We start from the raw sequence: 19,379 nt of genomic DNA on the forward strand, positions 1-19,379 counted from the left end.
CTGCGTTAGCCGGGCCGGAAAGCCGCCTCAACCCCCAAGAGTTGCCAGAAACCGCGCCGCATCGCTCCGTATCTCCGCCTGCCGCGCCGCGCTGAACCGCCGCCAGCCGTCATAGACCGTCCACAGCCGCTGGTTCTTCGACAACCGCTCCTCATGCCGCGCCAGGAAATCCCAATAGAGATAGTTGAACGGGCACGCCGTCTCCCCCGCCTTCGCCTTCACGTCATATCGGCAGCCCCGGCAATGGTCGCCCATGCGGTTGATGTAGGCGCCGCCCGCGGCATAGGGCTTCGACCCCAGCAGGCCGCCATCGGCGAACTGGCTCATGCCGATCACATTGGGCGCCTCCACCCATTCATAGGCATCGGCATAGACCACCAGAAACCACTCATGCAGCTGGTGCGGATCGACCCCGGCCAGCAGCGCGAAATTGCCCAGCACCATCAACCGCTGGATATGGTGCGCATAGGCCAGGTCGCGCGTCTGCGCGAACGCCGCGTCGAAACACGCCATGCCGCTGTCGCCACCCCAATAGATCCACGGCAGGTCGCGCGTCGCGCCCAGCGCATTCTCCCGCACATAGTCCGGCCCGGCGTGGAAATAGATGCCGCGCACATATTCCCGCCAGCCCAGGATCTGCCGCACGAACCCCTCCACCGCGTTCAGCGGCGCCGTCCCCCGCTCATAGGCCGCCACCGCCACGTCGATCACCTCCCGCGGATCGAGCAGCCCCAGGTTGATGCTGGTCGACACCAGGGCATGGAACATCGTCGGCTGGCCGCCGATCATGGCATCCTGATAATCCCCGAACCAGGGCAGTCGCGCCGCGATGAAATGATCCAGCGCCTCCAGCGCCTGCGCCCGAGTCACCGGCCAGTTGAACGCGTCCAGCGTGCCGAAATGATCGGCAAAACGCCGTTCCACCAGGGTAACAACCTCCCGCGTCACATCGTCCGGCGCAAAGCGCGGCGGCACCGGAAAGTCGGTTCCCTTCGGCGGCTTCTTCCGGTTCTCCGCATCATAATTCCACTTGCCGCCCACCGGCGCATCGCCGTCCATCAGGATGCCCGTCTCGCGCCGCTGCCAGCGATAGAAATCCTCCATCCGGAACAGCTTGCGTCCCCTGGCCCAGCCATCGAACGCCGCGCGGCTCACGATGAACCGGTCATCCGGCAGTATCTCCACCGGCACCGGCAGCCGCCCGGCCCACTCGCCCTGCATCGCGCACACCCGATGCTCCCCCGCCGCGGTCGCCCGCACCCCGCGCGCGCCATGCCGCGCGACCGCCGCCACCAGCTCCCCGGTCAGGCTGCCACTGTTGCCCGCATCCTCCAGCGCGCGATAATCCACCCGCCACCCCGCGCCGCGCATTTCATCGGCAAAATGCCGCATCGCCGATAAAACCAGTACCAGCTTCTGCTTGTGGTGCGGCACGTAACGCGTCTCGTCCGCCACCTCCGCCAGCAGCAGCACGACGTCATCCTTCGCCACGCCGCGCAGGCTCGCCAGCCCCGGGCTCAGCTGATCCCCCAGCACCGGCAGGATCAGCGGACCGCTCATCGGCTCTCCGCCGCCACATGCGCGCCCATCAGCGAATAGCGTTTGCGCCAGCGCATCACCGGCTTCTCCACCAGATGCCAACTCAGCATCGCCACCGCGAGCACGATCGGCACCGCCACCAGCGCCAGCATCCCCCAGTGGGTGAACCCGAACGCCATCACCAGCAGCTGCAGGATCGGGAAATGCCACAGATAGATGCCATAGCTGTAGTCGTTGCCCCGCCCGGCGATGGTGAGCGCCGGCAGCGGCGTCAGCCCGGCCCACACCACCAGATAGGCAAGCGGCGGCCCCGACAGCAGCCACAGCATCGGCTCATGTCGCGCGTCGGGCGGCACCACGAACCCCACTCCCACCAGATAGATCATCGCCAGCGCCGCCAGCCGCCCATCATAGGGGATGCGATCCCGCAACAGGTAGATCAGCGCGCCGAGCAGGAAATAGGGAATGATCTTCGACCCCTGCGCGAAATGATTGCTCTGGATCACCGCATCCAGCGGCCCCGGCAGCGTGCCCGCCGGCAGCAGCACGCGTGCAAACGCCAGCAGCGTCAGCCCGGCGAAAATCGCCCCCACGCTCCACCAGCGCTTTGCCAGCCCCAGCAGCATCAGCACCGCCATCATGGCATAGCTCAGGAACTCGTGCGGCACCGTCCACAGGCTGCCGTTGACCACGCCCTTCAACGGGTTCGCCTCGAACACGCCCGGCAGCAGGAAGCCGGGAATGCCCATGATGTTCAACAGATAGCGCGCGACCATTCCATCCGTGAAATAACGATCCACAGGCAAACTGCTCACCAGCGGGCCGAGCAGCAACGCGCTCACCACCACCACGATGCTCAACGCCGGCACGATCCGCGCCGCTCGGTTCATCAGATAGGGCCCCACCTCCAGCCGGTTCGCACTCGCCGTCACCAGGTAACCGCTCACCACAAAGAACAGCGGTACCATCGCGCTCAGGAAGAACCACAGCGGCGTCGCCTCGATCAGCTGCGGCGTCCCCGTCGTCAGCGGGAAACAGTGCCACAGTACCACGCCCGAGGCGAGGAACAGCCGCACGAAATCGAACCCCGGCCCGAACCCCGAATATTCCGCCAGCCGGGCCTCGAAACTCCGCATCGCCACCCTGTTAAGCGCAACCCCCGCCATAGCCAAGCACCTCCGTTCAGGGCTAAAGACGGCGCATGGCCACGCAGCTCAAACCCGCCACCGATCCCCATGCCGATCCGAACGCCGATTGGGGCCTCCCCGGCTGGGCCTATACCTGCCCGCGCCTGCTCGCCGCCGAAACCACGCGCGTCCTCGCCACCGCGCCGCAATTTGTCTGCCACGCCAACGACATCCCCCACCCCGGCGACTGGCGCGCCGTCGAGCTGCTCGGCGAATCCGTCCTCGTCGTCCGCGGCGAGGACGATACGCTGCGCGCCTTCGCCAACGTCTGCCGCCACCGCGGCCACCGCCTCGTCGCCGGCGCCGCCGGCTGCGCCAAACGCCTCATATGCCCCTACCACCACTGGGCCTATGCGCTCGACGGCCGCCTCACCGGCGTGCCGGACAGCGCCGACTATCCCACGCTCGACCGCGCTACCCAGGGCCTCGTCCCCCTCCCGCTCGAAAACTGGCAGGGCCTGCTGTTCGTCCGCCTCCAACAGGATGCGGACACCCCGCCCGTCACCGCCATGCTCGCCCCCTTCGCCGCGGAAATCGCCCCCGACCGTCTCGCCGACCTCCAGCCCCTCGGCCCGCCCAGCTTCCGCCCCGTCGCCGTCAACTGGAAGAATGTCGGCGACAATTATTCCGATGCCCTCCACATCCGCCCGGCGCACCCCGGCCTGAAGCGCGTGTTCGGCCACAATTACAGCCTCACCAGCGCGGCCTTCGTCGACCGCCTCGGCGGCCCCCTCGAACGCCCCGGCGCGGGCGCCAGCTGGTCCGAACGCGCCTACGCCCGCCTGCTGCCCGCCATGCCGCACCTGCCCCCCGAACGGCAGCGCGCCTGGCTCTACCTCAAACTCTGGCCGAACAACGCCATCGAAATCTACCCCGACCAGATCGGCCTGATGCAATGGTGGCCCACCGGCCCCACCACCTCGCTCATCCGCACGCTTGCCTACGGCCTGCCGGACAGCCGCCGCGAAACCCGCGCCGCGCGCTACCTCAACGACCGCATCAACCGCCTGGTGGGTCGGGAGGACAAGCTGCTCATCGAGTCCGTCCAGGCCGGCATGGCCAGCCGCTTCTTCACGCCCGGGCCGCTCGCCGCCACCGAGCCTGCATTGCGCAACTTCAACGCGCGGCTACGTGCCCGCATCCCCGAACTCCTGAACCCCGAAGGCTTCGCATGACCGACGCTCTGATCATCGGCGGCGGCCACAACGGCCTCGTCTGTGCCTTCTACCTCGCCCGCGCCGGGCTGAAAGTGCGCGTGCTCGAACGCCGCGGCATCATCGGCGGCGCCTGCGTCACCGAGGAGTTCGCCCCGGGTTATCGCAACTCGACCGCCAGCTACACCGTCAGCCTGCTGCGCCCCAAGGTCATCGCCGACATGCGGCTGCACGACCACGGCTTCCGCATCATCGAACGCACCATCTCCAACTTCTTCCCGCTCGAGAATGACTATCTGAAACTCGGCGGCGGAACGCAGCGCACCCAGGCCGAATTCGCCCGCTTCAGCACCAAGGACGCCGAAACCTTCCCCGCCTACGAGGCCGCACTGGAAGGCGTCGCCGAAGTCCTGCGCGACATCAGCCTGAAAACCCCGCCCAACGCCGGCGGCGGCGTCCGCGCGCTGCTGAACGCCGCCATGCAGGGCCGCCGCGTCGCCGGCCTGCCGCTCGATGCCCAGCGCGACGTGCTCGACCTGTTTGTCAAATCGGCGCGCGACTTCCTCGACGGCTGGTATGAATCCGATGCCGTGAAGGCCGCCTTCGGCTTTGATGCCGTCGTCGGCAACTATGCCTCGCCCGACACGCCCGGCTCCGCCTATGTGCTCCTCCACCATGTCTTCGGCGAGGTGAACGGCAAGAAGGGCATGTGGGGCCACAGCGTCGGCGGCATGGGCGCCATCACCGCCGCCATGGCGAAGGCCTGCACGCTCGCCGGCGTCGAGATCAGCCTCGATTCCCCGGTCGAAAAACTCCTCGTCGACGGCGGCAAGGCCGTCGGCGTCCGCCTCGAAGGCGGCCAGGAGCTGTTCGCCCCCCTCATCGTCGCCAACGTCGGCCCCGCCCTGCTCTACCGTCAGCTCATCGACAGCAGCGACCTGCCCGCCGAGTTCAACCGCCGCATGAGCACCTACCGCACGGGCAGCGGCACCTTCCGCATGAATGTCGCCCTCTCCGAACTCCCCGATTTCTCTGTGCTCCCCGGCAAGGACAAGGCCGAGCACCACACCGCCGGCATCATCATCGCCCCCAGCCTCGATTACATGGACCGCGCCTTCACCGACGCCAAAATCCACGGCTGGTCCCAAAAACCGATCATCGAGATGAAACTCCCCTCCACCGTGGACGCCAGCCTGGCCCCGCCCAATGCCCACATCGCCAGCCTGTTCTGCCAGCAATTCGCCCCCGACCTGCCGAACGGCCAAAGCTGGGACGATGTGCGGGAGAAGGTCGCCGACCACATCATCGACAGCGTCACCGCCCACGCCCCCAATTTCAGGGCGTCGGTCATCGCCCGCCAGATCCACTCGCCGCTCGACCTCGAACGCAAGTTCGGCCTTGTGGGCGGCGACATCTTCCACGGCCGCATGAGCCTCGACCAGCTCTGGGCCGCCCGCCCGATCCTCGGTTATGGCGACTACCGCACGCCGCTCGCCGGCCTCTACATGTGCGGCAGCGGCACCCACCCCGGCGGCGGCGTCACCGGCGCCCCGGGCCACAACGCCGCCCACGAAATCCTCGCCGACCGCCAGCCGCTGGGCCACCTCCGCCGCCTCCTCAGCGCCTGACAACGCTCCTCCCCCTGCAAGGGGGAGCGACTCGGCGTAGCCGAGCGGAAGGGGTTTCACCCCTGCCGCACCACCACCCCCCGCCGCGTCCACAGCCATACCGGCAGCCCGGCCGCCATCAGCACCAGCACCCACAGCGTCTCCCGCCCCCCCGCCACCGCGAATGCCGCCACACAGAAAAGGCCCGACAGCACACAGGCCGCCACGAACGGCGCGCTCCGCTCCACCCGCCCCCGCCGCGCCAATACCAGCGCCGCCACCGCCACACCGGCATAGACCAGCAGCGCCGCCAGCACTGCCACCTGCGCGATGAAGCTGAAGATCGCCACGGCGCCCGAATCCGCCGTCATCAGCAGCACCCCGCTCACCAGCACCGCGGAGATGACGAGCGCGATCCCCGGCGTGCCATCCCCCCGCCGCGCCGCCATCGCCCGCGGGAACAGCCCTTCCCCGGCCAGCGCCGCCGGCACCTCGGCCTGCAACATGATCCAGCCGTTCATGCAGCCCAGCGCGCTCACCAGCGCGGCCAGCGCGATCACCGTCCCCCACTCGCCGCTCGCCCAATGCGCCACGAAACTGGCGAGCGGCGCCGGATCGCTCGCCAGCGGCACCGCCGGCAAGGTCAGCACCACCGCCGCCACCACCCCCAGCGTCACCAGCGCGCTGATCGCCGTCCCCCCCACCGTCGCCAGCGGGATCGTCCGCCGCGGGTTGGCGATCCGCCCCGCCGGCACCGTCGCGCACTCCATCCCCAGGAACGCCCACATCGTCAGCACCACGGCACCGCCGATGGCAAAGGGGCTGGCCGGCACCGGCGCCGGGGTCGCCAGCACCGCGCTGCCGTCGCGCAGCAGCACGAACGCCCCCACCCCGATCACCGCGGCCAGCGGCACCAGCTTCAACAGCGTTGTCGCCGTCTGCACCGCGCCCGCCGTGCGCGTCCCTGCCAGGTTGACCAGCGTGAACAGCCAGATGGTGCCGATCCCCACCGCCGCGGACAGCGCCGCGTCCGCCTTCAGCACGGGAAAGAAATGGCTGGCATAGGCGGTCGCCGCCACCGCCAGCCCGGCGTTGCCGAACCAGATCACCAGCCAGTATGTCCAGCCGGTCACGAACGCCGCCGCGTCCCCGAACGCCGCCCGCACATAGGCATGCGGGCCGCCGGGCAGCGGCAGGGTCACGCTCAGCCGCGCGAACATGAAGGCCAGCAGCAGCGCCCCCACCGCCGACAGCAGCGTACCCACCACCGCGCCCCAGCCATAGGGCGCCAGGCTGGCGGGCAGCAGGAACACCCCCGAGCCGATCTGGCTGCCCACCACCAGCGCGGTCGCCGCCAGCAACCCCAACCGTCCCCGCTCAGCGCTCACCCGTCCCTCCGCTTTGACGCAGAGACTGGCAGCGCCACGCCGGAAGTCAAACGCCTAGAAGCGCTGGCCCACGCGAATCCCCACCGTCAACGGCTGGATCGGCACCACATAGACCCGGCTGCACGTCGTCGGCGCGCAGGCGGTATAGCGTGTCGCATCGCCCCGGCTGTCGAACAGGTTGCGCGCGAACAGCTCCGCGCTCCAGCCCTCATTCTTCCAGCCCAGCGCGACATCCACCGTGGTATAGGCACCGCGGTTGCCAATGATCCCGTTCTGCAACACCCTGAGGTCGCTGGTCGCATCGGACTGATAGGCAACGCCCGCCATGGCATGGCCGGTGCCGCCCATCAGGTCGAACTCATAGCGCCCGTTCACGTTGAACTTATATTCGGACGTCACCGGCAGCCGCGTACCCTTGGGGGCCTGCGGCGTCGCGCAGTTGGTCTGCGGCGAGCCATCGGCGTTCAGCGTGCCGCAGTAATTGTCCGCCAGCTTGGCATCGATATAAGCCGCCGCGCCCGACAGCGTGAAGCCATTGCCCACCGCCCAGCTCAGGTCGGTCTCCACGCCGTTGACGCGCGCCTTCGCCGCATTGGCGATCACGGTCAGGCCGTTCTGCCCCAGGAAGCTGAACTGGAAATTATTCCATTTCTGGAAGAACACCGCGCCGTTCCAGCGCACCGCATTGTCGGCGAACTGCGTCTTCCAGCCGAACTCGAAATTCTTCAGCGTATCGGCGCCATAGGGCGGCAGCGTGCCACGCCGGTTCACACCCCCCGGCCGGAACCCGGTCGAGTAGGTGCCATAGAGCATGACATCCTCCACCGGCTTCCACTGCAAATTGACCCTCTGCGTCGTGCCGCTGTCCTTGGACTGTTTCGGGCTCAGGTCGGTGGTGCTTGCCGACAGGTTGGTGCAGGGCGAGCCCTCCACCACCGCCGGACGCCCGGCGCACTGCCCCTGCCCGCTGCTGCCGAACGGACTGTTCGGGCCATAGCCGAAGAAGCCGACCAGCGTGTTGTTGAACTTGTAGCCGCGGATGCCGCCGCTCAGCGTCAGATTGTCGGTGATGTCGAAGGTCAGCTCGCCGAACAGCGCCTGGTCGCGATCCACCCGATATTGCTGCGTCAGCCACACACTGTTCGCCGTGCCGCTCACCTTCAGCGCATCGGCGATGTCGACCACATTATATTCCTGGCGGATATTGTGCGTCTGCCGCGCGATGTAGGCACCGATCTGACCGCGCAACCGCTGGTCGCTCGGGCTGGCGATGCGCAGCTCATGGCTCATCTTCGAATAACGGTCCCGCCCCTTGGTGATCTGGCTCGGATTGATCAGCTGGCCGGCATTGTTGCGGTAATAATCGCCGAAGTTGAACGACGGATCCTGGAAATAGATGGTGTCATAGAAGAAGCTGTAGTCGCTGTAGTCCACCAGCGTGTCGCGCTTCCGCTCCATGTACGCCCCGGCATAGGTCAGGTCGAAATTGCCGATCTTGCCCTTCACCGTCAGCGCCGCCTGATACCAGCGGTCCTTGCTGTAATCCGGATAGAAACGCTTCACCTGAAGGTCGCCCACGGTCGGGTCATAGGCGAAATTGCCGGACTGCCGGCTTTCCTGCCCCATGATCGTCGGCGTGATCTCCCACTCGTCGTCCAGGTCGATCTTCAGCGCCGCGCGCCCGCCATAGGTGTCGTTGGTGTTGGCATTCTTCTTCACCAGCGCATTGTTGTTGATGGTGATGCCGCTCGTGGGAAAGCGCAGCGTCCCCGGCACATTGTCGATGAAGCCCGCGTCCCGCTTGTAAAACGCGGTGATCCGCGCCGCCGCATTGCTGCCCAGCGGGATGTTGACGAAGCCTTCGGCCTTGCCGCCGACGCTGCCCTTGGCAACGAAATTGCCCTCGATGTCCCAGCCACTCTTCAACACGCCGATCTGCGGCTTGTTGGTGATGATGCGCAGCGTGCCGGCCTGGCTGGAGGCGCCGTACAGCGTCCCCTGCGGCCCCGCCAGCGCCTCGATCCGCTCGATGTCATAGATATGCACGTCCAGCGCGCCGCCGATCGTCGTCACCGGCTGCTCGTCCAGATAGACGCCCACCGACGGCAGCGGCCCCGAGTGGTTGCCGTCCCCGCCCGAGGCGATGCCACGCATGTAAACCGTGGTGTAACCCGGCGCCGCCGACTGGAAACTCACCGAGGGCAGCAGCTTGGCATAGTCCTGGAAGTTGGCGATCCCCAGCTGTTCGATCTTCTTCGTGCCGAACGCCTGCACACTGATCGGCACATCCTGCAAATTCTCGCTGCGCTTCTGCGCCGTCACGATGATGTCATCCAGCCCGGCGCTGTCCGCCGCCGCGGTCTGCGCCAGCACCGGCGAGGACAGGCTCGCCAGCGCGGTTCCCGCCATGGCCCAGGCAAAAGCCGCTTTACGCTTCTCGAACATCGCTGATCTTCCCTGATATGTTGTTCTTTGGCGCCAGTGTGCGCTGCAACATCAAAACCCGTCAAGCGCGACTGTCGGCACATTCACCGCAGATTCTGCGGTATGCAGCCGATTTCACCGCCAATCCTGCAACACATCCCCCAGCGCCGCCTCCAGCGGCCCCAGATGCGCGGCATAGCGCCGCCACTGGTCGGTGCCCTCGCTGAAGATCGGCCGCCGCACCTGCTCGCTCGATGCCGTCCGCACCGCCCGCGCATTCTCGTGGAAGCGCAGGCACTGCGCCTCGAACGGCAGCCCCAGCCAGTCCAGCAGCCGCCGCACCTCGCCCTCCAGGTCGGCAACCACATCCTCATAGATCACCCGCGTCAGCCGGTCGGCCGGCAGCACCGCGGTCAGATGTGCCATCAGCCGCACATAGTCGGCATAATATCGCCCCACCGTCTCCAGCCCATAGGTGAACCCCTGCCCGCGCGCGAAATGCTGCTTGAACGCCGAGAAGCAGCAGCCCAGCGGATGCCGCCGCGCGTCGATGATCCGGGCATTCGGCAGGATCAGGTGGATGAAGCCGGCGTGCAGGAAATTGTTCGGCATCTTGTCGATGAAAAAGGGCCGCCCCGCCCGCCGATGCACCCGCGTCCGCTCCAGAAACGCCGCGCCCAGCGCCCGCAGGTCCGCCGTCTCCAGCGCCGGCCCATAGTCTCCCCCCTCGCCCGCCGTGCGCCGCGCCAGCGCCAGGATGTCGGGCAGCTCCATCGTCCCCTCGACCATCGAATGGCTGGCCAGGATCTGCTCGATCAGCGTCGACCCCGCCCGCGGCAGCCCCACGATGAAGATCGGGTCCGGCGCCGCGCACCCCCGCCCCGCCATCCGCGCCACGAAGTCCGCGCTGAACCGCGCCACCTGCCGGTCGACATGCAGGGTCGTCTCCGCCGGATCATAGCCCATCTGCCCGGCGCGCAGCGCATTGCCCCGCGCATAATGGGCGAAGCTCGCGTCCACCTCGCCCCGGTCCTCCAGCGCCTTGCCCAGCGCGAACTCGAAATGCAGCCGGTCCTCCACCTCCAGCCCCGGGGTCGCCAGCGCCCCCCGCATCGCCGCCAGCGCCGCCTCGTCAAAGGCATGGGTCTTCAGGTTGGCCAGGCTCCACCACGCCTCCCCCAGCGTCGGCGCCAGCGCGATCGCCCGCTCATAGGCCGCCTCGCAGTCCGCCCGCCGCCCCATCGTCTTCAGCGCATGGCCATAGCTCAGCCAGCCCTTCGGCATGTCGGGATGCTTTGCCAGCAGCGGCTCGTACAGCGCCACCGCGCCCTCATAATCCCCCACCTGCCCCAGCGCCGCCGCCTTCAGGTTGCGCGCGTTCGGCTCCTGCGGATCGGCGCGCAAAATCCGCTCGCACTCCGCGATCGCCAGTTCGGGGCGGGACGCGCGATAATGCACCAGCGCCAGATTGTGCCGCGCCGCATGAAACCCCGGCACCAGGTCCACCGCCCGCTCCAGCAGATGCTGCGCATCCTTCAGCCGCCCCAGACGGATCGCCAGCTCGGCGAGCATCCGCATCGCCGCCACATGCAGCGGATCGGCCTTCAACAGCGCCCGCAGCAGCTTCTGCGCCACGTCCAGCCGCCCCTCCGCCAGCGCGGCTCCCGCCTCCAGCGTGGCGGGATCGCTGTCCGCACCCTGCAACCGTCGCACGGCATAAGTCTGTTCAGGCGTCATCCGCTTGCCGATAGCGCCATTGGAACCCGCCGGGCAATCATGCTAACCGCACCGCATGACCCCGCTCGCCCGCCTCCGCGCCGAACTCGCCCGCCGCCACCTCGCCGGCTTCGTCATCCCGATCTCGGACGAGCATATGAGCGAATATGTCGGCGCCTATGCGCAGCGCCTCGCCTTCCTCACCGGCTTCCTGGGCAGCGCCGGCAGCGCCGCCGTCACGCAGCGCGACGCCGCCATGTTCGTCGACGGCCGCTACACGCTCCAGGTCCGCACCCAGGTCGACGGCGGCCTCTACGAATATCGCTCTGTCCCCGCCGAACCGCTCATCCCCTGGCTCGCCGCCCACGCCCATCCCGGCGACCGCATCGGCTTCGACCCCTGGCTGCACACCCGCCCCTGGGCCAGCGAAGCCCGCGCGGCCCTTGCCGCCGTCGGCGCCACACTGGTCGCGGTGGAGAGCAACCCCATCGACGCCATCTGGCCGGACCAGCCCGCCCCCTCCACCGCCCCCATCCTCGTCCACGACACGCTGTTCGCCGGCGAAACCAGCGCCGCCAAGCGCGCCGCGCTCGCGCAAACCCTGCGCAGCCTCGGCGCCGACGCCACCGTGATCGCGCCGCTGGACTCGGTCGCCTGGTTGTTCAACATCCGCGGCTCCGACGTCGCGCGCACCCCCGTCCCGCGCGCCTTCGCCCTGCTGCGCGCCGATGCCACCGCCACCCTCTTCACCGACCCCGCCAAACTCACGCCGGAGGTCCTTGCCCACCTCGGCCCCGAGGTCGCCACCGCCCCCTACACCGCGCTGGCCGACGCGCTGCGCAGCCTCGCCGGCCAGACCGTCGCCGCCGACCCCGCCACCTGCGTCGCCGCCATCTTCGGGGCGCTCGAGGGCGCAACCATCCTCGAAACCCGCGACCTGTGCGCGCTGCCCAAGGCGCGGAAAAACCCCACCGAGATCGAGGGCACCCGCGCCGCGCACGTCCGCGACGGCCTCGCCCTCACCCGCTTCCTGCACTGGTTCGACCGCGAGGCGCCGAACGGCCAGCTCGACGAACTGATCGCGCAGGACAAACTCGAATCCGTCCGCCGCGAATCCAACCTGCTGAAGGACCTCAGCTTCGACAGCATCTCCGCCTTCGGCCCCAACGGCGCCGGCCCGCATTACAAATCCAGCCCCGCCAGCAACCGGCGCATCGCGGGCGACAGCCTCTACCTGATCGACAGCGGCGGCCAGTATCCGGACGGCACCACCGACGTCACCCGCACGCTGGCCGTCGGCTCCCCCAGCGCCGAGATGCGCGACCGCTTCACCCGCGTGCTCAAGGGCCACATCGCGCTCGCCACGGCACGGTTTCCGCGCGGCACCCGCGGCATCCAGCTCGATACTTTCGCCCGCCAGTTCCTCTGGGCCGCCGGCCTCGACTATGCCCATGGCACCGGCCACGGCGTCGGCAGCTTCCTCGCCGTCCACGAAGGCCCCGCCCGCATCGCCAGCGCCCCCGGCGCCAACGGCATCGACGAACCGCTCGCGCCGGGCATGATCCTCTCCAACGAACCCGGTTTCTACCAGGACGGCGACTACGGCATCCGCATCGAGAATCTCGTCCTTGTCACCGATCATGGCGACGGCACGCTGGGTTTCGAAACCCTCACCCTCGCCCCCATCGACACCCGCCTCATCGACCTGTCGTTGATGACCGACGCCGAACTCGCCTGGCTCAACGCCTACCACGCCCGCGTCGCCGACACCCACCTGCCACACCTTGATCCCGACGCCGCCCAGTGGCTGCGCGCCGCCACCGCGCCGCTCGCCCGCCCCCTCGCGCGCGCCGCCTGATGTCCGCCAAGGCCCTGCCGCTCTGGAGCCTCGCCGCGCCCGCCGCCGCCTGGGCGCTGCTCGCCGCCTGGTTCGCCGGCGCCGGCTTCACCGGTCCGCTGGCGCTCGTCGCTGGCCTCGGCCTCCTCGGCGCCGTGCTCGCCGCCGTCCACCACGCCGAAATCCTCGCGCTGAAACTCGGCGAACCCTTCGGCACGCTGCTGCTCGCCCTCGCCGTCACCGTGATCGAGGCCGGACTGATCGTCACGCTGATGCTCGCCGATCCCGAAGACACCACCGCGCTCGCCCGCGACACCGTGTTCGCCGCGGTGATGATCATCTTGACCGGCGTCGTCGGCCTCTGCCTGATGGCCGGCGCCGCCCGCCACCATGTCCAGCGCTTCACCGTGCACGGCGTCAACGCCGCGCTCACCACGCTCGCCGTGCTCGCCGTCAGCGTGCTGGTGCTCCCCAACTTCACCGTCACCACGCCCGGCAGCACCTACGCCCCCAGCCAGCTCGCCCTCATCGGCCTGGTGTCGCTGCTGCTCTACGGCACCTTCGTCCTGGTGCAGACGGTCCGCCACCGCGATTATTTCCTGTCCGACACCGCCGAGGATGACGTCCACAGCCTCATCCCCTCCAACCGGGATACCGCGCTCGCCGGCCTGCTGCTCGTCGTCGCGCTGGTCGCCGTCGTCCTGCTGGCCAAGGCGCTGTCCCCCGCGATCGAGGCCAACATCGACGCCGCCGGCGCCCCCAAGGCCGCGCTCGGCGTCGTCATCGCCGCCCTCGTCCTGCTGCCCGAAAGTGTCGCCGCCTGGAGCGCGGCGCGCGCCAACCGCCTGCAAACCAGCCTCAACCTGGCGCTGGGCAGCGCGCTCGCCACCATCGGCCTCACCATCCCCGTCATCGCCGCCCTGTCGCTCTGGTTCGGCTGGACCCTCACCCTCGGTCTCGATCCCAAGGAGATGGTGCTGCTCGCCCTCACCCTGCTCGTCTCGGCGATCTCGCTCGCCACCGGCCGCACCACCGTGATGCAGGGCGCCGCGCACCTGGTGCTGTTCGCCCTGTTCCTGTTCCTGACCTTCGTGCCATAAGGGCAGGCATGAAGGGTCTCGCCGGCTGCCTCCTCGCCTTCCTCACCGGCCTCGCCGCCGGCGCGCTGCTGATCACTGTCCTCAGCAGCTTCGGCTGATCACTCCGGCTTGCGCCGCGCCCGCCAGGCCGCCCCCACCATCGTGCGCAGCAGCACCCCGAACGCCTGCGCCAGCGCGAACGGCAACAGCACCAGGCCCACCAGCGCCAGCAACATGCTTTCCGCGAACAACCCGGCCATCGCCCATATCCTTCCACCCACCCCTACGGCGCAGCACCCGCGCGGTTCCCTCGCGGCATCGCCATCCGGCGCTCGACAGCGTCACATCGCCACGCCATAGGCCGCGCCCATGCGCGCCGCCGTCATCCTTGCCCTGCTGCTCGCCGCGCCCGCCACCGCCCAGCGCGCGGAGGACAATATCGTCACCGCTGCCACCGACGCCTTCGGCGCCTCCATCGGCCGCGAATCGATCGGGCTTTACGACGAGGGCAATGTCCGCGGCTTCTCCCCCGAAACCGCCGGCAACATCCGCATCGAGGGCCTGTATTTCGACCGCCGCGCCTTCATGACCGGCCGCGTGCGCCAGGGCAGCACCATCCACGTCGGCCTCACCGCGCTCGATTTCCTCTTCCCCGCCCCCACCGGCATCGCCGATGTCAGCCTGTATCGCGCCGGCGCGAAACCGCTCCTCACCCTCACCACCGGCGTCGAACCCGTCTATGCGCCCTACGCCGAGGCCGAGCTGCAACTGCCGCTCGCCGACACGCTGGGCGCCACGATCGGCACCGGCCTGTATCACGACCATTACCCCAACGGCGGCCGCGGCCTCTTCTTCTCCAACGCCGTCACGCTGCGCTGGAACCCCGCCCCCGGCGTCGAGATCACCCCCTTCTGGAGCCAGTCCGACGCCAGCAGCCAGACCTTCGGCCCGCTTTATGCCCCCGCCGGCGATTTCCTGCCGCAACCCGTCGACCGCGCGCGCTATTTCGGCCCGCGCTGGGCCGTCGCCAGCTTCCTCAACAGCAATTACGGCCTCCTCGCCAAGGCCGATCTCGGCAATGATTTCCGCCTCGAATCCGGCCTGTTCCGCTCCATCGTTAGCAACCGCCGCACCTTCGGCGACCTCATCACCGGCATCACGCCCGACGGTCGCGGCCGCCAGCTCATCTTCGCCGACCCCCCCACCCGCAACGCCAGCCTCAGTGGAGAGGCCCGCCTGTCGAAATCCTTCCTGACCGGTGCCATCGCCCACCGCCTGCACCTGTCGCTGCGCGGTCGCGGCGTCGAACAGAGCTTCGGCGGCAACGACACGCTCGACCTCGGCCCCGTCACCATCAACACGCCCTCCGGCGCCCCCGCTCCCGCCGGCTTCCGCTTCGGCACCCCCACACAGGACCGCGTCCGCCAGGGCACGGTGGGCCTCGCATGGGAAGCGCGCTGGGCCGGCGTCGGCCAGCTCGCCCTCGGCCTGCAACGCAGCGACTATCGCAAGACCGTGCGCCTGCCCGGCACAGCGCCCGTCATCACCCGCGCCTCCCCCTGGCTCTGGAACGCCAGCCTCGCCCTCACCCCCACGCCGCGCCTCACCCTCTACGCCGGCGCCACCCGCGGTCTGGAGGAGAACGGCATCGCGCCTGCCGACGCCGCCAACCGCAACGCGGCGCTCCCGGCGCTCGAAACCCGCCAGGTCGATGCCGGCCTCCGCCTCGCCCTCACCAAGGACCTCACCCTGCTTGCCGGCCTGTTCAGCATCACCAAACCCTATTTCGCCCGCGACCCCGCCAACCTCTTCACCCGCCAGGGGGACGTCCGCCACCGCGGCGCCGAACTCTCGCTCTCCGGCAGCCTTGCCCCCGGCCTCACCCTCGTCACCGGCGCGCTCTTCCTGGACTCCAGCGTCAGCGGCCCGGCGGTTGCCGGCGGCGCCATCGGCCGGCGCCCGGTGGGCCGCGCCCGCTTCCAGGGCCAGCTCAACCTCGATTGGCGCCCCGCGCCCGACCACCCCTGGTCGTTCGACGCCGGCCTGTTCCACAACTCCTCCACCATGGCGACGCTCAACAACCGCGTCTCCGTCCCCGCCGTCACCACGCTGGACGCCGGCGTCCGCTACCGCGCGAAACTGGGCACCCGCCCCGTCACGCTCCGCGTCCAGGCCCTCAACCTCACCAACCGCTTCGCCTGGGAGGTGATCGACGACGGCCTCTACGACGTGAACACGCCCCGCACCGTGCAGTTCTCGATTACAGCCGACATCTAAACCCGCCCTTGCACCCGCCGCCCGCGCTGGCTATAGCGCCGCTTCCCATGCCGAGAGTGGCATCAGGCCGGTCACGGGGACGTAGCTCAGATGGGAGAGCGCAGCAATCGCACTGCTGAGGTCAGGGGTTCGATCCCCCTCGTCTCCACCAGCTTCTTTGCCGGCTGACGCCGGAGCAGGCGGCGGGCTCCCGCCGGCGCGCAGTCGCGCTTGCGGCCTGCGGCCGATAAACGGATCATCCAACAAATGGGCTTGATCGCAACGTCATCCTGTCGTATTTAGACGACAATGTATATCATTGAGCGCACCGTCGTCTTTGATGGGTGGCTCGATGGCCTGAAAGACCGGACGGCGCAAAAGCGGGTTGCCATGCGCCTGACGCGCATTGAATCGGGGCTTCTGGGCGACTGGAAAACACTCGGAGACGGCATCAGCGAACTGCGAATCGACCATGGCCCCGGATACCGGATTTACTTCACCCGGCGGGATCAACGGATCATCATCCTGTTGTGTGGCAGCGACAAGGGAGATCAGGATCGGGCGATCAGACAGGCAAGGCAAATGGCCAAAGACCTTGATATCCCTCTGATGACATCTCCCCGTCCCCAACGACCTGGAACAACGGAGTGACCATGACCCAGCTTGCGACCACCCCATTCGACGCCGCCAAATATATCACCGAGCCCGCGGATGTGGTCGACTTCCTCAACGACGCGTTCGACAGCGGCCATGCCCCCTACATCGCCAAAGTGCTGGGCATCGTCGCGCGCAGCGAAGGCATGTCGAAAATCGCCGACAAGACCGGCGTCAACCGTCAGGCCCTCTACACCGCGCTCAGCGAGCAGGGCAATCCGACGCTGGAAACGCTCCTCAAGGTCCTGTCCGCCCTCGGCATGAAACTGAAATGCGAACCCGACCTGGCGAAAGCAGCATAGCCTGATGGCCGTTCCCTAAGTTTTTTCGGTCGTTCGTTTTGTTGGTGGTGCTGCGAAAAAATAGACGTTAGTCTTGAGACATGACTAAGGATGGCCGCCCTTCCCGGATAAATGACATCAGGCTTTTTATTGGAGACCGCTCTGTCTCATCGTCTTACCTCAAAGGGCAGGAAGAGGCGGTTGCTTACGCTCGTCGAATTGCTTGGCTTCTGAATGGTGAGGAATTTAGTCTTGGAGCTTACCCAGCCTTATACGTGTTATTCACACAGTCGCTCCAACCCGGTGTAATCCGCGTGACTGATGAAGGCGGTGACTGGTGGCAACGATACGTCCATGTTGGCGTGACCACAGACTTCCCAAACATCACTGATGCCTTTGATGTCGCAACGCGCGGGATCGTTGATTCGCTACTCGCAGTAAGACCCGATCAGGTCGACATTATCCGGCATGCTGACGCGATAGTGCGCCAACATGGTAACGATCTACGCTTCCTATTGAAACGTCGCGAGTTGTCAAAGCTGATTGTTGAAATTTCGGTCAACATCGCTGCCTGGCCGACGAGATCCCATTTGTTCATGGCTCACATCGACAAGGCTACCAACGTCTATTTCGAGGCCGACCCAATCCCCATGATGTTTTATTCGGAAGGTTTTGACTTAGTTGGAGGTCTCAGGCTTCAAGATGCAAAAAACTTGAAAGAAGTTCCATCTTTGCCACCCATGTCGAAAAAAGTGAACATTAGAAGGTAAGGCGGCTTTTGCGCGCCTGAGTTGAAAACCCGCCTGTCCGGTCTCCCCTACGATCCCTACTCCCCCCGGAAATCTCAGGACAATCCCCGCCGCTCCCCCAAATCCGAAACCGCCCCGCCTGCGTCTCGATCGTAACCCACCGCGTTTCGGTAAAACCGTTGATCCCCAGCCGCCCGCCAAAGCGGCCATGCCCCTACGCCGCCGAACGGCATCTGCGGCTTGTGATGCACCGTCGGGCCGTTGATAGGGTACATGCCCGACCAAATGCGCCCCGCCAGCCGGCCAAATTGAAAGCCAACACGCCTCACAAATTGAGATAAAGGAAACCATGATGATCGAGCACCAAGGCAGTTGCCATTGCGGGCGGGTCCGCCTCACCCTGCGCAGCGATCCGACCGAAGCCAGCGAATGCAATTGCTCGATCTGCCGCCGCACCGCCGGACTGTGGCACTATTGCCCGCCGGAATCGGCCTCGGTCAACGGAGACGGCATCGCCTACCAGCAGGGCGACCGCGCCCTCGACCTGTGGCACTGCCCGACCTGCGGCTGCACCACCCACTGGACCCCAACCGACCCCACCTACCCCCGCATGGGCATCAACCTCAGAATGTTCGATCCCAACCTGTGGCGCGACCTGCCCCGCCGCCTCGTCGATGGCGCCGCCTATCAAAGCTCAGGCAGTTAAGACCCACCCACCCCCTCAATAATCCCCCAACCCCCGCAGCGCCCCATAGACCGGCGCGAAATCCGTATCCCTTGTCGCCCGCAACAGCGTCCCGAAATCCGGAATCACGAAATAGCGTTCCTGAAAATCATCGATCCGGTACGGCGTCCGCATCACCCGCATCAGCTCGAACGGCAGCCGCTCCGGCACGTCACTTTCCAGCGCATACCTTGTCTCCCCAAAACTGCTCACGATCCCCGCGCCATAGATCCGCAAGCCCTCTTCCGTCGCGATCAGCCCGAACTCCACCGTGTACCAATACAGCCGCGCCAGCCGGTCCAGCATCCCGAACTTGATCGATCGCAACCCGCCCTCGCCATAGGCCTGCATGTAATCGGCGAACACCGGGTCCGCCAGCAGCGGCACATGCCCGAACACGTCATGGAACACATCCGGTTCCTGCAGGTAATCTAGCTGGTCCCGCCGCCGGATGAACCGCCCCGCCACGAACCGCCGGTTCGCCAGATGCTCGAAAAACACATCCTCCGGCACCAGCCCCGGCACCGCCACCACCTGCCACCCCGTCCGCGCCATCAGCCGCTCGGAAAGCTCGGCGAAATCCGGGATCCCGGGCCTGGACAGCCGCAGCACGTCCAGCCCCGCCAGGAACTGCGGCGCCACCCGCCCGGGCAGCAGCGCGCACTGCCGCGCGAACAGCGTGTCCCACACCGCATGGTCCTCCGGGCGGTAGGCCTCCCAATCCTGCGGCACCGTCCAGTCGTCGGACGCGGGTTTCACCACGGGCGCGTTTGGTAACATGCGT

General features: G+C 67.5%; 16 protein-coding genes and 1 tRNA gene. 10 read left to right on the forward strand and 7 right to left on the reverse strand.

The window, feature by feature from the left end; all coding sequences use genetic code 11:
- Nucleotides 1-27: 27 nt before the first annotated feature.
- Together H3309_RS15480 and H3309_RS15485 are read right to left on the reverse strand one after the other, a co-directional pair.
- The gene (locus H3309_RS15480; RefSeq protein ID WP_182295802.1) at nt 28-1,560 is read right to left on the reverse strand and encodes a cryptochrome/photolyase family protein; all 1,533 of its coding nucleotides are present in this window, start codon (nt 1,558-1,560) and stop codon (nt 28-30) included.
- Nucleotides 1,557-2,675, reverse strand: coding sequence for an acyltransferase family protein (locus tag H3309_RS15485; RefSeq protein ID WP_182295804.1), 1,119 nt, complete (start codon nt 2,673-2,675; stop codon nt 1,557-1,559). Before H3309_RS15485 ends, H3309_RS15480 begins: the two co-directional genes overlap by 4 nt.
- A 65-nt stretch (nt 2,676-2,740) precedes the next feature.
- On the opposite strand from H3309_RS15485, the gene H3309_RS15490 reads away from it, so the two are divergent.
- Together H3309_RS15490 and H3309_RS15495 are read left to right on the forward strand one after the other, a co-directional pair.
- Complete coding sequence (locus H3309_RS15490) at nt 2,741-3,901, forward strand: aromatic ring-hydroxylating oxygenase subunit alpha (RefSeq protein ID WP_182295807.1); 1,161 nt, start codon at nt 2,741-2,743, stop codon at nt 3,899-3,901.
- Nucleotides 3,898-5,508: a phytoene desaturase family protein gene (locus H3309_RS15495; protein ID WP_182295810.1), complete on the forward strand. Its 1,611-nt coding sequence runs from the start codon at nt 3,898-3,900 to the stop codon at nt 5,506-5,508. The genes H3309_RS15490 and H3309_RS15495 overlap by 4 nt, the downstream gene beginning before the upstream one ends.
- Before the next feature lie 56 nt (nt 5,509-5,564).
- On the opposite strand, the gene H3309_RS15500 is transcribed toward H3309_RS15495, so the two are convergent.
- From H3309_RS15500 to H3309_RS15510, 3 genes are all read right to left on the reverse strand, one after another.
- The gene (locus H3309_RS15500; RefSeq protein WP_182295812.1) at nt 5,565-6,875 is read right to left on the reverse strand and encodes an amino acid permease; all 1,311 of its coding nucleotides are present in this window, start codon (nt 6,873-6,875) and stop codon (nt 5,565-5,567) included.
- A 54-nt stretch (nt 6,876-6,929) separates the two neighbouring features.
- Complete coding sequence (locus H3309_RS15505) at nt 6,930-9,320, reverse strand: TonB-dependent receptor (RefSeq protein ID WP_182295815.1); 2,391 nt, start codon at nt 9,318-9,320, stop codon at nt 6,930-6,932.
- A gap of 114 nt (nt 9,321-9,434) precedes the next feature.
- Nucleotides 9,435-11,036, reverse strand: coding sequence for a tetratricopeptide repeat-containing sulfotransferase family protein (locus H3309_RS15510; protein WP_182295817.1), 1,602 nt, complete (start codon nt 11,034-11,036; stop codon nt 9,435-9,437).
- 55 nt (nt 11,037-11,091) lie between these two features.
- Between H3309_RS15510 and H3309_RS15515 the strand changes: the two genes are divergently transcribed.
- Nucleotides 11,092-12,873, forward strand: a complete 1,782-nt coding sequence (locus H3309_RS15515; RefSeq protein ID WP_182295819.1) for an aminopeptidase P family protein — start codon at nt 11,092-11,094, stop codon at nt 12,871-12,873.
- Nucleotides 12,873-13,952, forward strand: a complete 1,080-nt coding sequence (locus H3309_RS15520) for a calcium:proton antiporter (RefSeq protein WP_182295822.1) — start codon at nt 12,873-12,875, stop codon at nt 13,950-13,952. The genes H3309_RS15515 and H3309_RS15520 overlap by 1 nt, the downstream gene beginning before the upstream one ends.
- A gap of 98 nt (nt 13,953-14,050) precedes the next feature.
- Here the strand turns inward: H3309_RS15520 and H3309_RS15525 are convergent, their stop codons facing one another.
- A complete protein-coding gene (locus tag H3309_RS15525) occupies nt 14,051-14,191 on the reverse strand; it encodes a hypothetical protein (RefSeq protein ID WP_182295824.1) in 141 nt (46 codons plus the stop codon).
- Between the two features lie 109 nt (nt 14,192-14,300).
- On the opposite strand from H3309_RS15525, the gene H3309_RS15530 reads away from it, so the two are divergent.
- From H3309_RS15530 to H3309_RS15555, 6 genes are all read left to right on the forward strand, one after another.
- Nucleotides 14,301-16,208, forward strand: a complete 1,908-nt coding sequence (locus H3309_RS15530; RefSeq protein WP_182295826.1) for a TonB-dependent receptor domain-containing protein — start codon at nt 14,301-14,303, stop codon at nt 16,206-16,208.
- 75 nt (nt 16,209-16,283) lie between these two features.
- Nucleotides 16,284-16,359, forward strand: a tRNA-Ala gene (locus tag H3309_RS15535).
- Nucleotides 16,360-16,496: 137 nt separating this feature from the next.
- Entirely contained in the window at nt 16,497-16,838 is a 342-nt protein-coding gene (locus H3309_RS15540; RefSeq protein ID WP_182295829.1) for a type II toxin-antitoxin system RelE/ParE family toxin, read from the forward strand.
- 2 nt (nt 16,839-16,840) lie between these two features.
- Nucleotides 16,841-17,143, forward strand: coding sequence for an addiction module antidote protein (locus tag H3309_RS15545; RefSeq protein ID WP_182298847.1), 303 nt, complete (start codon nt 16,841-16,843; stop codon nt 17,141-17,143).
- Between the two features lie 80 nt (nt 17,144-17,223).
- A complete protein-coding gene (locus tag H3309_RS15550; protein ID WP_182295831.1) occupies nt 17,224-17,892 on the forward strand; it encodes a hypothetical protein in 669 nt (222 codons plus the stop codon).
- A 328-nt stretch (nt 17,893-18,220) separates the two neighbouring features.
- A complete protein-coding gene (locus tag H3309_RS15555) occupies nt 18,221-18,577 on the forward strand; it encodes a GFA family protein (RefSeq protein WP_243453773.1) in 357 nt (118 codons plus the stop codon).
- Between the two features lie 15 nt (nt 18,578-18,592).
- Here the strand turns inward: H3309_RS15555 and phhA are convergent, their stop codons facing one another.
- Entirely contained in the window at nt 18,593-19,354 is a 762-nt protein-coding gene (gene phhA / locus H3309_RS15560) for a phenylalanine 4-monooxygenase (RefSeq protein ID WP_398398828.1), read from the reverse strand.
- Nucleotides 19,355-19,379: the final 25 nt, after the last annotated feature.

Source organism: Sandaracinobacteroides saxicola (assembly GCF_014117445.1).
GTDB lineage: Bacteria > Pseudomonadota > Alphaproteobacteria > Sphingomonadales > Sphingomonadaceae > Sandaracinobacteroides_A > Sandaracinobacteroides_A saxicola.